Consider the following 13,906-nt stretch of genomic DNA (forward strand, 5'->3'; position numbering starts at 1 on the left):
AGGAGTACAGGCGCACCCGGACGACATAGCGGCGGCCCTTGACGAAACGGGCCCTGATCGTGGCGTTGCGGGGGGTTCCCCCGTCGTCCTGTCCGGCGAAGTAGCGGGGCACGCCGTCCCGCTCCTCGAAGACGACGACGACGGCGTCGCTGTCACCGAAGGTGCCCACGGTGTACTCGCGGGTCTCCGGCGGGTCCACCCGGAAGTCGGCCTGTTCGCCGGGCCCGAGCCCCAGGGGCACCGAACGGAACGGCACCAGCGGACCCGGCCGGCCGGTGGGCGGGTACCAGCGCAGGGCGAACTCCTTGTCGGCGGCGGAGAGGGTACCGGGCGGGTGCAGACCGGAGCGGTAGTGCTCCGGTTCCAGGATCAGCCCCGAGGGGAACGGGTACTCCATGATCGACTGCGGGTCCCAGACCGGGCCGTTGGCCTCGTCGCCGTCGAGCCGGCGCAGGATGTTGTCGAAGGTCCGCTCCCGGCTCCAGTGGTTGGGCGGGCCCGCCAGCTCGGCGTAGACGGCCTCGTCGTCCCAGAGGATGCCCGCGAACGGGCTCTGGTGCTCGTGCAGCATGCCGAGCGCGTGCCCGATCTGGTGCAGGGCGGTGGCGCGCTCACCGGGTGCGGTCAGGTCCCAGCCGAAGTTCATCGTGCGGTCGTTGAGACCGACCCGCAGCGCGTCCTTGCCCACCGCGGACCAGGAACCGTCACCGGGCTCGAAGCCGATGCGCAGCTCCGCCTCCGACCGGTCGCGGACCTCCACGAGGCCGAGCCCGACACCGAGGTCCCGCCACTCCCGGAAGCAGTCGCGCACCACGTCCCGCTGCTCCTCGGTGCCCACCCAGGACCCGCGCCGGGGCCGCCCGGTGCCCGGCATCGGCACCACCGAGGCGTCGGTGTCGCCACCGAGGAAGCAGTAGTGCAGGACGGTCCCGTTGACCCACATCCGCTGCCCGCCGACGAGCGCGGCGACGCGCTCGGCGGCCAGCCCCGGCGTGAGCACGGGGGAAGGCTGCCGCGCGAGCGAGCAGTAGCGTGCGGTCATGGTCATCAGGGTGCCGTCCGGCCCGGCCCCCGCGCCTGAGTCGGGGGGTACTCAAGTCACCCTGTATCAGGGGTGAGTATGCCGACTCATGTTGCCGTGACGACTTCACTGCGGGACGCGAGGACGCTGGAGACCCCTTGGCCGTTCACCGGCCGGGCGGACGAACTGGAGCTGGTGCGCAGATCCGTGGCGTCCGGGCGGGGCGGCCTCGTGGTGACGGGCCCGGCGGGCGCGGGCAAGACCCGGCTGGTGACGGAGGCCGTGCGCGGCACCGACTGCCTGCGCGCCGCCGGGACGCCCGAGACCCGGGACATCCCCTTCGCCGCCTTCGCCCACCTGCTGCCCGAGCGGGTCACCCTGCACCGCGCGGTACAACTGCTGTCCGACGCGCGGCTGCTGCTCGTCGACGACGCGCACCTGCTCGACGGGGCCTCGGCCGCCCTCGTGCACCAACTCGCCCTGCACGGCCGCACCCGACTGCTGGTCGTCGCCGCCGACGGCGCCCCCGTACCCGGCGCGGTGTCCCGGCTGTGGTCCGGCGAGCTGCTGCCGCGCCTCGCCCTGGAACCGCTGCCCCGCGACGAGACCGCCGAACTCCTCACGGCCGGGACGGACACCGTCCTGGAGCCGCTCACCGTCGACCGGCTGCACCGGCTGGCCCGGGGGGACCTGCGGCTGCTGCGCGAACTGCTGACCGCCGTGCGCGAGGGCGGCCGGCTCGTGCCGGTGCCGGACACGGACCAGCGGGCGTGGCGGGGCCCGGTGCCGATCACCCCGGCGGTCCGCGAGCGCGCCGCCCACGTCCTCGACCGCACCCGCGCCGAGGAGCGGGAGACGCTCGAACGCCTCGCCTTCGCCGAGCCCTTGGCGCTGGACCTGGACCTGGACGATCTCGACGTACGGATCCTGGAGAACCTGGAGACCGAGGGCCTGGTCACCGTCGACGACCGCGGCGCCACCCGGCTCGCGCACCCCCTGCACGGCCCGGTGCTGCGCGCCGCCGCGGGCCGGTTGCGGGCCCGGCGCCTGGCCGCCCGCACCCCGGACCGGACCGGCCCCGCCCTGGAGGCGGAGCGGGCCGCGCTCGCCCTGCGCATCGAACAGGCCGACGTACGGCCGCTCGACGCCCCGGTGGGGGACTGGCTGGTCGCCGAGGAGGCACCACTGCCGCCCCGGTACGCGGCGCTGCGGGCCCGGTTCGCTCGGCTGCGCGGACGGCTGCACGACGCCGCGGCCTGGGCCCGCGAGGGCCTGCGGACCGGTCCGGACGACCCGGACTGCCTCACCGAACTCGCCCTGGCCACCGCGCAGTCCGGCGCCGGAACGGGCGGCGTCCCGGGGGCGGCCGCCGCCACCTGGGCCGCCGCCGCGCACGGCGACCTCGACGAGGCGGTCCGTACGGCCGGCCGAGGCGACCCGTACGACGCCGTGCGGCTCGGCGCGCCCGAGCGGGCGGCGGGCCGCCTGACCGGCGTCTTCGCCGCCCACGCCGACGCCCTCGGGCGGGAGGACGGACCCGCGCTCGACCGGGTCGCCGAGGAGCTGGAACGGCGCGGATTCCTGCTGTTCGCGGCCGAGGCGAGCGCGCAGGCGGTGTCCGCCCACCGCGACCCGCGGGCCGCCCGCACCGCCCGGACCCGTGCCGCCGCCCTCGCCCGGCGCTGCCAGGGCGCCCGCACCCCCGCGCTGTCCGGCCTGGTGCTGGGCGAACTGACCGCCCGGCAGCGGCAGATCGTCACCCTCGCCGCCGCGGGCCTGAGCAACCGGCAGATCGCGGAGCGGCTGACCCTGTCCGTACGCACCGTCGGCAACCACCTCTACGGCGCCTACACCCGCCTCGGCGCCGGCGACCGCACCGCCCTGCCCTGGCTCATGAAACTCCCCGAACCCCAACCCGCCTGACCCAAGCCGCAGGTGCCCCGCACCCCGCCCGCCCCGAGGCCCGGGCGGCCCTGAACCGTGTGACCTGAAGCCCACCCGGCCCCGGCCCTGGGCGACCTGGGGCCCGCCCGGCCCGGGCCCTGGGTGGCTCGGGAGCCCGCCCGGCCCGGGGCCTGAGTGGCTAGGAGCCCGACCGGTCCGGAGCCTGGGCGGCCCGATCCCGCTCGGCGCGAGGCCACTTGGCCCAGAGCCTGTCTGGCGCGATTCGGGGGCCGGGCCCCGCTCGGTCTGGATCCGGCTCGGCGCGAGGCCATCTGGTCCGGGGCCTGCCTGGCGCGGAGCCTGTCTGGCGCGATTCGGGGAGGTCGGGGCCCGCTCGGTCTGGATCCGGCTCGGCGCGAGGCCACCTGGCCCGGGGTCCGCCTGGCGCGGAGCCGTTCGGTCCGGACCCCGCCCGGGTGGAGCCCGCCCGCGGCGGACCCCGGCCGGGGTGGAGTGCGTCCGGGGCGGGACGCTCGGTGGCGGGCGTGGGTTCAGGCTGCTCCGAAGGCGGAGAAGGCCCAACCCGTCGCCTGGTGCACCGCGTCGCCGGGGAGGGCGGCGCGGGCGTCGCGCAGGGCCTCCGCCAGGGACAGGCCCGCGTCCAGGCCCTTGTGCAGCGCGAGCATCAGCGGCACCACCGCGGCGTCGTTGACCGGCGCGGTGCACGCCACCACCCCGGCCGTGCCCAGCGGCAGCAGCGCGGTGACCAGGCCCAGCAGCTCGTCGGCGCCGACCGACGCGAAGCGCGCGGTGTCGCAGCAGGGCAGGATGATCCGGTACGGGCTGCGGTCCAGCCGCTCGAAGTCGTGCACGATGAGCGGCCCGTCCGCCATCCGCAGCGACGAGAACAACGGGCTGTCCGCGCGGAAGGTCCCGTGCGCCGCGATGTGCGCCAGGGCGGCCCCGTCCAGCTCGCGCAGGACCCTCGGCACCCGCGCGTCCGCGCCCTCCAGCACCACGGTCGCACCGCGTACGGCGGCAGCGCCGGGCACGTGCGCATGCCCCTGCCGGGTGCTGCCACGCCGTCCCGTACCGTCGCGTTCGCGGTGAGGGGACTCCCCGCCACCCGCCGCGACGGCCTCCCCGCGCTCCCGCGCTCCGGACGGGTCCCGGTGCTCCTTGCCGGCCGGTGCGTCGCCCGGCGTCCGCCGTCCGGCGTACCGCTCGGAGAGTCCGGGGACCTCGGCGCCGCCGCTGGCCAGGCCGGGGCCGCGGACCAGGACCTGGCGGCCGCCGGGCGGGGGAGCGGTGTCCCTGGCCCGCAGCCAGCTGCTCGCCGACGGCGACACACTGAGCACCCGGTCCCGCAGGGCGGGCAGCAGGGCCCACGGCACCCGGTGCAGCCGGCCCGGCGGGACCACGACGACCGGGCCGGAGCCGAGATGTGCCGCCGCGGGCCCCAGGAGCAGTCGCTGGAGGCGCGCCCCCGCCGCCTCCACCAGGGGCAGCCGCGCCTCGGCACCCGGGTGGGCCAGCCGCCTGAGCCCGGCCTGCACGTGCTCGGCCTCCACCTCCGCCTCGGCCAGCAGCCCGGCCTCGAACCGCCGTACCCGCCCGCGCCCGCACAGCAGCACGTGCACGCGCCCGTCGAGCACGGCCAGCTCCACCAGCCGCACCTCGTCACCCAGCCGCCGCAGCAGCCGTCCCACGTCGAACCGGTCGCCGTCGCCGGGCGCCTCGCCCCGCATGTGCAGGGTGCGGGAGCGGATCTCCCGCTCCAGGCGCCGCTGTTCGCGTTCCAGGGCGGGCGCGGGCCGCCCGCCGTCCGTGCGCGCCTCCTCCGCGCGGGCGGCGAGTTCCCGGAACGCCGTCATGGCGGTCTGCAGCACCGGATCGGCCGGCGGCCGGGTCGGCGGGGCCGACAGCACCGTCGCCCGCCAGCGCTCGCTCCACCCCAGCAGCCGCCGCGGCCCGCCCGAGACCAGCGACGCCCGCTGCGCCAGCGCCGCCAGCTCCGCGCCCTGCGCGGTGGCCCGGGCCCGCAGCTCCGAGGCGCCCAGCGTCATCCGGTGGTCGTCCAGGACGTCCAGACCGCGCCGGCAGGCCTCCAGCACGCCCCGCGGCGACCCCGCCGCCCGCGCCCGCAGCGCCTGCGCCGCCCAGCCCGTCATCCGGGCCAGCGGCGGCCCGCCGTGCCGGCTGCGCGCGGCCACCGCCAAGTGCCGCTCCGCGTCCGCCGTCCAGCCGAGGTCCAGCGCGATCCGGCCCGCGAGCAGCGAGGCCTCCGGCGCGGCCGGCGCCCCGAAGGCCGCCAGCCGCTCCGCCACCGCCGCCGCGTCCGCGACCAGCCGGCCCGACCCGCGCCCCGTGGCGACCCGCGCCTCGATCAGCACCAGCCGGGCGTGCGTCTCGTACCAGGTGCGCCGCTGCCCGGCGAACAGCCGTACCGCGACGGCCGCCCGCGCCAGCGCGGTCTGCGGCTCGCCCGCCAGCCGGGCCGCCCGCGCGGCCACCAGCAGCAACTCCGCCTTGCGGGTGGACTGACCGCCGATCCCGTCCAGCGCCGCGACCGCCCCGTCCGCCTCCGCCAGCGCCTCGGTGGCGAGCCCCGCCGCCATCAGCACCTCGCAGCGCCGGATGGTGAGCATGAACGTCGGCGTGCCCAGCTTCGCGTACCGCTCCGCCGCCTCGTCCAGCAGCCGCAGCGCCGCCGGCACATCCCCCGACCGGAACGCCGCGAGGCCCCGGCTCTCCACCGCGTCGGCCTTGTCGTGCTCCTGGCCCGTGGTGTCCCACAGCGCCTCCGCCGCGGTGAAGTCGGCGTCCGCCCGCTCCACCGAGCCCAGCGCCAGGTGCACGGTCGCCCGCAGCGTCAGCGCCCGCGCCGTCCAGATCACGTCCTCCACCTGCCGCAGCACCGGGATCGCCCGCCGTACGTCCTCCAGCGCCTCGCCGTGCCGGCCGAGCACCCACCACACGTACGCCCGCCGGTACAGCACCCGCGCGCGCGTGTGACCGCTCCCGCGCGCCACGCCCCGCTCGAACGCGGCCAGCCCGGCCCGGGTACGCCCGGCGTGCACCAGCGCGACCCCGAGCGTGGCCAGGACGTCCGCCTCCCGTTCGGCCGACTCCGCACGGGCGGCGAGGTCGCGGGCGCGCCGCAGATGGGCCAGGGCCCGCCGGGTGTCCCCGAAGTCCCGCTGCCAGATGCCGATCACCTGATGGGCGACCGAGGCGTGCAGCGGCGAGGGATCGGTGCCGAGAACCTCCTCCGCCCGCGCCAGCGCCTCGCCCGGGGCGGCGAACACCATCGGCAGCAGTTCGAGAACCGAGTCGTCGCGCGCTGTCACCCCACGGATGGTAGTGCTCCGGAACCACGCCACACAGGTTCGAGTCTGTATCAATCGGCCGCCCGCGGACTCTGATTGACGACCGCCGCCACCACCGTGGTCATGTTCGCGGTCACGACCGCGGCCCGAACGTCGTCACCGCCACCGACCCAGTGGAGGACCAGCATGGCACCACAGCGATTCCGCGAGCAGTTCGACCAGATCCAGCGCTCGATGCCGGACGTCCCGCTGGCGATGGGCCCGGACGACTCCGCCGAGTTCCTCTACGAGAAGGGCGTCGTCCTCGCCCGCGACGGCGAGGAGGCCCGCCTCGTCGAGGACACCGTGCGGGACCACTTCACCACCATGGCCGGGCTGACGCCGGACCACGTGCGCCGGGCGAGTCCCGAGACCAACCGCACCGGCATCACCCGCATCCGGGTCGCCGACCCGGGCGAGGGCGACGGCGGCGGCGACCCCACCGTCGCCCACGCCCTGCGCTCCCTGAGGACGATGGAGGGCCGTGCGGGCCGCCGGCTGATCAGCCGCAACCACGTCGTCTCCATCGCCGTCAACGCCTGCCCCGGCGACGAGCCCGTCCCCGTCCCGCTGAGCGAGCCGCCCAACCCGGGCCCCGACGGGACGCCGTACGACGCCGAGAGCGCCGTCGGCGTCCTCGTCATCGACACCGGCCTCATGCACGACTACCGCTCCTACCCGCTGCTGGCCCACACCGAGGGCGACGCCCAGATCCGGGAGTGCGACGACGACGGCGTCCTGTGCCAGTACGTCGGGCACGGCACCTTCATCGCCGGGCTGGTGGCCGCGGTCGCGCCCAACACCGACGTGACCGTCCGCAACACCCTCAACGACGCGGGCGCGATCCTGGAGTCCGAGCTGGGCGAGAAGCTCTTCGAGGCCGTCGACCGCGGCGGCTGGCCCGAGATCCTCAGCCTCTCCGCCGGCACCTCCAACGGCCGCACCGACGGCCTGCTCGGCGTGCACGCCTTCATGGAGGAACTCCGCGGTCAGCGCACCCTGTTGGTAGCGGCCGCGGGCAACAACGCCAGCGCGACGCCCTTCTGGCCCGCCGCCTACGCCACCCTGCCCGGCTGGGAGGACTCGGTGCTGTCGATCGGGGCGCTGCGCTCGGACGGCGAGTTCGGCGCCTGCTTCAGCAACCACGGCGGCTGGGTGCGGGCCTACGCCCCCGGTGAGCGGCTCACCAGTGCCCTCACCGGCTTCCGGACACCCGTGCCGTACGTCTACCAGCACTCCACCTACGACGCCTGCCGGTTCGGCTTCGGCTACGCCTGCACCTGCCAGCACCCCCGGCACAACGGGGTGCTCAGCGAGCCGGGCGAGGCACCGGCCAAGCCGGACCAGGTGATGTTCGAGGGGCACGCGCAGTGGAGCGGCACCTCCTTCGCCACCCCCGTGGTCGCGGGGCTGGTCGCCTCCCGCATGACGGCGCACAAGGAGACCGACCCGCGCGCGGCCGGGCGGCAACTGCTCGCGGCCAACACCGAGTACGCGGAGGTGCGCGGGGCGCACGTGCCCGCGCTGCTCCCGCCCACCTGGCGCCCGGTCGCCGTCGAACCCTCGGCAGGCGGCTCGTGAACGGGCTGCTGGCGGTCGGAACCTGCCACTCCACGGCGTACGATGGCATGTCGTACACGAGGGGTGGGACCGTGGACCGTGCAGATGTCGGGGCGCTCGTCCAGTCGGCGGCCGACGGGGACGCGGCGGCCTGGAAGTCACTGGTGGACGGACTCGGCCCGCTCGTGTGGTCCGTGGCCAGGTCGCACGGGCTGTCCGACGCCGACGCGCACGAGGTGTACCAGACCGCGTGGTTCCGCTTCGCCCAGCACCTGGGACGGATCCGGGAACCGGAGAAGTCCGGTTCCTGGCTGGCGAGCACGGCACGACACGAGTGCCTGAAGCTGCTCAAGGCCTCCAGGCGGTGGACGCCGACCGACGATCCGCAGTTGCTCGACCGGCCGAGCGAGGACCGTACGCCGGAGGAGTCGGTGCTCGACTCCGAGGAGGCCGCCGCGCAGACCGAGCGCGTCCGGCTGCTGTGGCAGGAGTTCGAGGAACTGGGCGAGCGGTGCCGCCAGTTGCTGCGGGTGCTGATCTCCTCGCCGCCGCCCAGTTATCAGGAGGTGTCCGCCGCGCTGGGTATGGCGGTGGGCAGCATCGGGCCGATGCGCCAGCGCTGTCTGCGCCGGCTGCGGGCCCGGCTGGAGGCACGGGGGACGAGATGAACGATCGCAACGACGGACGCGACGAGCGCGACGAGTACGAAGAGCGCGAGGAGCACGGCGAGCGCGACGGGGAGCTGTACGACGGTCTCCTGGAGGAGGAGCTGCGGCAGGCCGCCACGATCCTGGACCCGGTCCCGGCCGAGCTGCGGCGGATCGCCGTGGACGCCTTCGCCCTGCGCGACCTGGACGTCCGCGTCGCCGAGCTGACCTTCGACTCGCTGGTGGACGCCATCCCCGTCAGGGGCGAGACGGATCCGCCGCGCATGCTGACCTTCGAGTCGGACGGGGTGACCGTCGACGTCGAGGTGACCGCGGACGGCCTGATCGGGCAGCTGCTGCCGCCGGGCCCGGCCGGGATCGAGGTGCTGAGCGGCCCGCGGGCGCACGCCCGGCTCACGGCCGACGACATGGGCCGCTTCACCGGCGCGGCCCCGCCCGCCGGTCCCTTCGCGCTGCGGCTGCGGACCGGCCGGGAGGTGGTCGTGACGGAGTGGCTGCGGGCCTGACCCGAGCCGCCCGCCAGGTGCGTGGGGCCTACCAGGCGCAGGGCAGTGTGCGCGGGCCCCTGATCATGGTCTTGCGGCGCCAGGCCACCTGGTCCGCCGGGACCGCCAGCCGCAGCCCCGGCAGCCGCTCCAGCAGCGTGTCGACCAGCAGCTCGGTCTGCATCCGGGCGAGCACGGCGCCCGTGCAGAAGTGGTGCCCGTTGCCGTACGCCAGGTGCGGGTTGGGGTCGCGGTCCAGGTCGATGCGGTCCGGGTCGGGGAAGACGTCCGGGTCGCGGTTGGCGGCCAGGTACGAGACGTACACGGGGTCACCGGCGGCGATGCGCACCCCGTGCACCTCGACGTCCTCCAGGGCGATGCGGGCCAGGCCCACCGAGGTGCGGTGCGAGATCCAGCGCAGCAGCTCGTCCAGCGCCGTGCCGCGCGCCTCGGGCCGCTCGCGCATCCGCGCCATCAGCTCGGGACGGGTGAGCAGCAGGTACAGCATCTGGCCGACGTTGTGCGTGACGGCCTCGCCGCCGATCTGCAGCGGCCCCGCGAGCCCGACGGCCTCCGTCTCGCCCACCTCGCCGCGGCCCACGGCGGCGCCGAGCATCGAGTACACGTCGCCGTCCGCGCTGCCGGCCCGGGCGCGGACGGTCTCGGTGATCCACCCGTACAGGCCCTGCTTGGCCCGCTCGGCGGCCTCGGCGCCGCCGGAGGTGGAGATGATCTGCCGGGTCCAGGAGTGCACGCGCTCCCGGTCGGCGGCCGGTACGCCCATCACCTCGCTGACGACGGCGATCGGGAACGGCTCCAGCACCCGCTCGACCAGGTCGGCGGGCGGTCCCTCGGCCAGTACGCCGTCCACCAGCCCGTCCAGGATTTCCTGTGCCCGGGGACGCAGCCGCTTCGTCGCGCCCACGGTGAACGCGCCGGCGACCGCGCGCCGCAGCCGGTTGTGGTCGGGCTGGTCGGCGAAGGCCAGCGACCCGGGGCGCGGCTTGAAGTGCGGGGCCAGGCGCGTGACCTGACGCCGTGTCACCTCGGCCCGTCCGAAGCGCGGATCGTTGGTGATCGCCTTCACGTCGTCGTACCGCGTGGCCAGCCAGGCCCAGCCCTCGCCGTGCGGGAGCCGGACGCGGGTCAGCGGCCCCTCGCGCATCAGCTCGGCGAGGACCGGGTCGAACTCCGGGCCGTCCAGGTCGAGGGCGGGCCAGTCCCGCACGGGGGGCGGCGACTGGCCGGTGAGCGTGGTGGTCTCCTGCGTCATCCCCCCACCCTCGCCGCGCACCCGTGCGGCTGTCGCGCGGGAGTGCTCCAGCCGGTGGTCGGCTGTCCGCGGGCGGCCGTCAGCCCGACACGGCGTCCACGAGGGCCGCGAGCGACCCGGCGAGGCGGGACAGCCCCGGCCCGGCCGGACCGCCCGGCTCCGTCATGTAGGTGTCCCGGCGGATCTCCACCATCAGCGCGCCCACCTCGGCCCGCGTCCGGTAGAAGTCCAGCGGCACGTACGTCCCGCCGAACGGGCTGTCCAGGCCGGTCTCCCCGCACGGGGCGAACGCCTCCCGGGCCGCGGCGAGCAGCCCGGGCGACGTGTGGAAGGCGTCCGTGCCCAGGCACACGGGCGGGCGCGGGCCCGCGCCGTGCAGTTCGTAGGGGAGGGGCCGGGACGGGTACGAGTGCACATCGAGGATCACGGCCCGCCCGGTGGCCGCGAGCCGGTCGGCGACCGCCTCGGTCATGGCCCGCGCGTAGGGGCGGAAGTACCGCTCGACCAGCGGTCCGGGGTCCGTGCCGGCCGGGCGCAGCACCTCGCGGTGCGAGGTCCGCGTGTACACGGCGCCCATCCCGACGGCGGCCATCTCCTCCCGCTCGTCCGGGAACCGCTCCGGGTCGACCACCAGCCGCGAGGTGCGGTTCACGAACCGCCAGGGCGTGAGACCGGCCAGCCCGGCGGCCCGCCCGGCGATCTCCGCCGTGTGCGCGTCGGTCATGTGGTCCAGCTCCCGCTCCAGCTCGGCGTCGGACAGGACGATGCCCCTCCGGACGTCGGCCGGGATCTCCCGGGAGGAGTGCGGCACGTGCAGCAGCACGGGGGAGTGCGGGGCACCCGGCAGCAGCTCGAAGACGGGCGGGGCGTCGGTCACGGGGCGGCTCCGGAGGCGTTGTCAGTGGGGTGCGGCAGGATCACGGGGACGGTACCGGGCAGCAAGGACGGGGGCTTCATGCCGATCAGCAACCAGCGGGTGGCCGCACACCGGTTTCTGGCGGGACTGTACGAGGACGACTACTTCCCGGACCGGGTGGTGGACCGGGGCCGCGACATCCTGCTCCGGCTGTGCGCCCGCGTGGAGGCGGCCCGTCCGGGCGACCTGACGGCGCTCTACGCCCTGACCCACGCGGCCACCGAGGAGTTCAACGCCCTGGAGGCGGCCTTCGAGGAGGCGGGCAGCGAGATCGAGACCACGGCCCGAGAGGAGATCGGCGAGGAATTCTGGTTCGTGGCCCAGGCCTACGGCTTCGCGGACGCGGACCCGGAGGAGCTGATCGCGCCACGGGAGTGGTGAAGCGGCGGCACCCCGCCTCCGAGGGGACGGAGACGGGGTGCCGGGGGTCCCTGCGGGCCCGGGGAGGATCAGGCGAGGGACGCCAGTGCCTCGTTCCAGGTGGCCGACGGGCGCATGACCGCGGCGGCCTTGGCCGGGTCGGGCTGGTAGTAGCCGCCGATCTCGGCGGGCTTGCCCTGGACGGCGTTCAGCTCGTCGACGATCTTCTGCTCGTTCGCGGTGAGCGTCTCGGCGAGCGGGGCGAAGGCCTTGGCCAGGTCCGCGTCGTCGGTCTGCTTCGCCAGCTCCTGCGCCCAGTACAGGGACAGGTAGAAGTGGCTGCCGCGGTTGTCGATGCCGCCGACGCGACGGGTCGGGGACTTGTCCTCGTTGAGGAAGGTCGCCGTGGCGCGGTCGAGGGTGTCGGCGAGGACCTTGGCGCGGGTGTTGCCGGTGGCCTCGGCGTACTGCTCCAGGGACGGCACCAGGGCGAAGAACTCGCCGAGCGAGTCCCAGCGCAGGTAGTCCTCCTTGACCAGCTGCTGCACGTGCTTCGGGGCCGAGCCGCCGGCCCCGGTCTCGAAGAGGCCGCCGCCCGCCATCAGCGGGACGACCGAGAGCATCTTGGCGCTGGTGCCCAGCTCCAGAATCGGGAACAGGTCGGTGAGGTAGTCGCGCAGGACGTTGCCGGTCACCGAGATGGTGTTCTCGCCGCGGCGGATGCGCTCCACCGACAGCTTCGTCGCCTCGACCGGGGACAGGATCCTGATGTCCAGGCCCTCGGTGTCGTGCTCCGGCAGGTACTGCTTCACCTTGGCGATCAGGTTGGCGTCGTGGGCGCGGCCCTCGTCCAGCCAGAAGACGGCCGGGTCGCCGGTGGCGCGGGCCCGGGTGACGGCCAGCTTGACCCAGTCGCGGATCGGCGCGTCCTTGGTCTGGCAGGCGCGGAAGATGTCACCGGCGGACACGGCCTGCTCGATGACGGCGTTGCCGGCCTGGTCGACCAGGCGGACCGTACCCGTGGCCGGGATCTCGAAGGTCTTGTCGTGGCTGCCGTACTCCTCGGCCTTCTGCGCCATGAGGCCGACGTTCGGGACCGAACCCATGGTGGCGGGGTCGTAGGCGCCGTTGGCACGGCAGTCCTCGATGACGGCCTGGTACACACCGGCGTAGGAGGAGTCCGGGATCACGGCGAGGGCGTCGTGCTCGCCGCCGTCCGGGCCCCACATGTGACCCGAGGTGCGGATCATGGCCGGCATGGAGGCGTCGATGATGACGTCCGAGGGCACGTGCAGGTTGGTGATGCCCTTGTCGGAGTCGACCATGGCCAGCTCCGGGCCCTCGGCCAGCTCGGCGTCGAAGGACGCCTTGATCTCGGCCCCCTCGGGCAGGGACTCCAGGCCCTTGTAGATGCCGCCCAGACCGTCGTTCGGGGTGAGACCGGCCTTGGCGAGGGTCTCGCCGTACTGCGCGAAGGTCTTCGGGAAGAAGGCGCGGACCACGTGGCCGAAGATGATCGGGTCGGAGACCTTCATCATCGTGGCCTTCAGGTGCACCGAGTAGAGGATGCCCTCGGCCTTGGCGCGGGCGACCTGCGCGGTGAGGAACTCGCGCAGCGCGGCGACGCGCATCACGGAGGCGTCGACGACCTCGCCCTGCTTCACCGGCACCGACTCGCGCAGCACGGTGGTGGTGCCGTCGTCGCCCTTCAGCTCGATGCGCAGCGCACCGTCCTCGGCGATCACCACGGACTTCTCGGTGGAACGGAAGTCGTCCACGCCCATGGTCGCCACGTTGGTCTTGGACTCGCCGGTCCAGGCGCCCATGCGGTGCGGGTGGGTCTTGGCGTAGTTCTTCACCGACGCCGGGGCCCGGCGGTCGGAGTTGCCCTCGCGCAGCACCGGGTTGACCGCGGAGCCCTTGACCTTGTCGTAGCGGGCGCGGACGTCGCGCTCCTCGTCGGTCTTCGGGTCGTCCGGGTAGGCCGGCAGGGCGTAGCCCTGGCCCTGCAGCTCGGCGATGGCGGCCTTGAGCTGCGGGATGGACGCCGAGATGTTCGGCAGCTTGATGATGTTGGCGGCGGGCGTCTTGGCCAGCTCGCCCAGCTCCGCGAGGGCGTCCGGGATGCGCTGGTCCTCGGTGAGGTACTCCGGGAACAGGGCGATGATGCGGCCGGCCAGCGAGATGTCGCGGGTCTCGACCGCGACACCCGCCTGCGAGGCGTACGCCCGGACCACCGGCAGGAACGAATACGTCGCCAGGGCCGGGGCCTCGTCAGTGTGTGTATAGATGATGGTCGAGTCAGTCACCGGGTGCTCCGCTCCACGTCTGCAACATTGCTCGACATCAAGATATCTCGTGATCGACCCCG

Annotated in this window: 10 protein-coding genes; 5 read left to right on the forward strand and 5 right to left on the reverse strand. The window is 74.8% G+C overall.

Going from position 1 to position 13,906, the window contains the following annotated elements:
* Window positions 1-1,042 (reverse strand): beta-glucuronidase AbsR1 (absR1, locus tag K7854_RS19670; protein ID WP_226027851.1); only part of this gene is annotated, 1,042 nt, incomplete at its 3' end.
* A gap of 78 nt (window positions 1,043-1,120) precedes the next feature.
* Between absR1 and K7854_RS19675 the strand changes: the two genes are divergently transcribed.
* Entirely contained in the window at window positions 1,121-2,944 is a 1,824-nt protein-coding gene (locus K7854_RS19675; protein ID WP_226027852.1) for a LuxR family transcriptional regulator AbsR2, read from the forward strand.
* 512 nt (window positions 2,945-3,456) lie between these two features.
* On the opposite strand, the gene K7854_RS19680 is transcribed toward K7854_RS19675, so the two are convergent.
* Window positions 3,457-6,216: a CHAT domain-containing protein gene (locus tag K7854_RS19680; protein WP_226027941.1), complete on the reverse strand. Its 2,760-nt coding sequence runs from the start codon at window positions 6,214-6,216 to the stop codon at window positions 3,457-3,459.
* A 204-nt stretch (window positions 6,217-6,420) separates the two neighbouring features.
* Between K7854_RS19680 and K7854_RS19685 the strand changes: the two genes are divergently transcribed.
* The 3 genes from K7854_RS19685 to K7854_RS19695 are packed head-to-tail and all read left to right on the forward strand — an operon-like array spanning window position 6,421 to window position 9,007.
* Entirely contained in the window at window positions 6,421-7,854 is a 1,434-nt protein-coding gene (locus K7854_RS19685) for a S8/S53 family peptidase (RefSeq protein WP_226027853.1), read from the forward strand.
* A 47-nt stretch (window positions 7,855-7,901) separates the two neighbouring features.
* Complete coding sequence (locus K7854_RS19690; RefSeq protein WP_226027854.1) at window positions 7,902-8,501, forward strand: RNA polymerase sigma factor; 600 nt, start codon at window positions 7,902-7,904, stop codon at window positions 8,499-8,501.
* Complete coding sequence (locus K7854_RS19695; RefSeq protein WP_226027855.1) at window positions 8,498-9,007, forward strand: hypothetical protein; 510 nt, start codon at window positions 8,498-8,500, stop codon at window positions 9,005-9,007. Before K7854_RS19690 ends, K7854_RS19695 begins: the two co-directional genes overlap by 4 nt.
* Window positions 9,008-9,035: 28 nt before the next feature.
* On the opposite strand, the gene K7854_RS19700 is transcribed toward K7854_RS19695, so the two are convergent.
* Together K7854_RS19700 and K7854_RS19705 are read right to left on the reverse strand one after the other, a co-directional pair.
* The gene (locus tag K7854_RS19700; protein ID WP_226027856.1) at window positions 9,036-10,259 is read right to left on the reverse strand and encodes a cytochrome P450; all 1,224 of its coding nucleotides are present in this window, start codon (window positions 10,257-10,259) and stop codon (window positions 9,036-9,038) included.
* 79 nt (window positions 10,260-10,338) lie between these two features.
* Window positions 10,339-11,136: an N-formylglutamate amidohydrolase gene (locus K7854_RS19705; RefSeq protein ID WP_226027857.1), complete on the reverse strand. Its 798-nt coding sequence runs from the start codon at window positions 11,134-11,136 to the stop codon at window positions 10,339-10,341.
* 78 nt (window positions 11,137-11,214) lie between these two features.
* On the opposite strand from K7854_RS19705, the gene K7854_RS19710 reads away from it, so the two are divergent.
* Window positions 11,215-11,556, forward strand: a complete 342-nt coding sequence (locus K7854_RS19710; protein WP_226027858.1) for a DUF5713 family protein — start codon at window positions 11,215-11,217, stop codon at window positions 11,554-11,556.
* A gap of 68 nt (window positions 11,557-11,624) precedes the next feature.
* Here the strand turns inward: K7854_RS19710 and K7854_RS19715 are convergent, their stop codons facing one another.
* Window positions 11,625-13,844: an NADP-dependent isocitrate dehydrogenase gene (locus K7854_RS19715; RefSeq protein ID WP_226027859.1), complete on the reverse strand. Its 2,220-nt coding sequence runs from the start codon at window positions 13,842-13,844 to the stop codon at window positions 11,625-11,627.
* Window positions 13,845-13,906 lie beyond the last annotated feature (62 nt).

This window comes from Streptomyces hyderabadensis, assembly GCF_020404845.1.
GTDB lineage: Bacteria > Actinomycetota > Actinomycetes > Streptomycetales > Streptomycetaceae > Streptomyces > Streptomyces hyderabadensis.

What these genes read in the sequence shown, in the direction of transcription:
- K7854_RS19675 (WP_226027852.1), top strand. Translation starts at nt 1,121, where the DNA reads ATGCCGACTCATGTTGCCGTGACGACTTCACTGCGGGACGCGAGGACG.
- K7854_RS19680 (WP_226027941.1), bottom strand. Translation starts at nt 6,216, where the DNA reads ATGGTGTTCGCCGCCCCGGGCGAGGCGCTGGCGCGGGCGGAGGAGGTT.
- K7854_RS19685 (WP_226027853.1), top strand. Translation starts at nt 6,421, where the DNA reads ATGGCACCACAGCGATTCCGCGAGCAGTTCGACCAGATCCAGCGCTCG.
- K7854_RS19690 (WP_226027854.1), top strand. Translation starts at nt 7,902, where the DNA reads ATGTCGTACACGAGGGGTGGGACCGTGGACCGTGCAGATGTCGGGGCG.
- K7854_RS19695 (WP_226027855.1), top strand. Translation starts at nt 8,498, where the DNA reads ATGAACGATCGCAACGACGGACGCGACGAGCGCGACGAGTACGAAGAG.
- K7854_RS19700 (WP_226027856.1), bottom strand. Translation starts at nt 10,259, where the DNA reads ATGACGCAGGAGACCACCACGCTCACCGGCCAGTCGCCGCCCCCCGTG.
- K7854_RS19710 (WP_226027858.1), top strand. Translation starts at nt 11,215, where the DNA reads ATGCCGATCAGCAACCAGCGGGTGGCCGCACACCGGTTTCTGGCGGGA.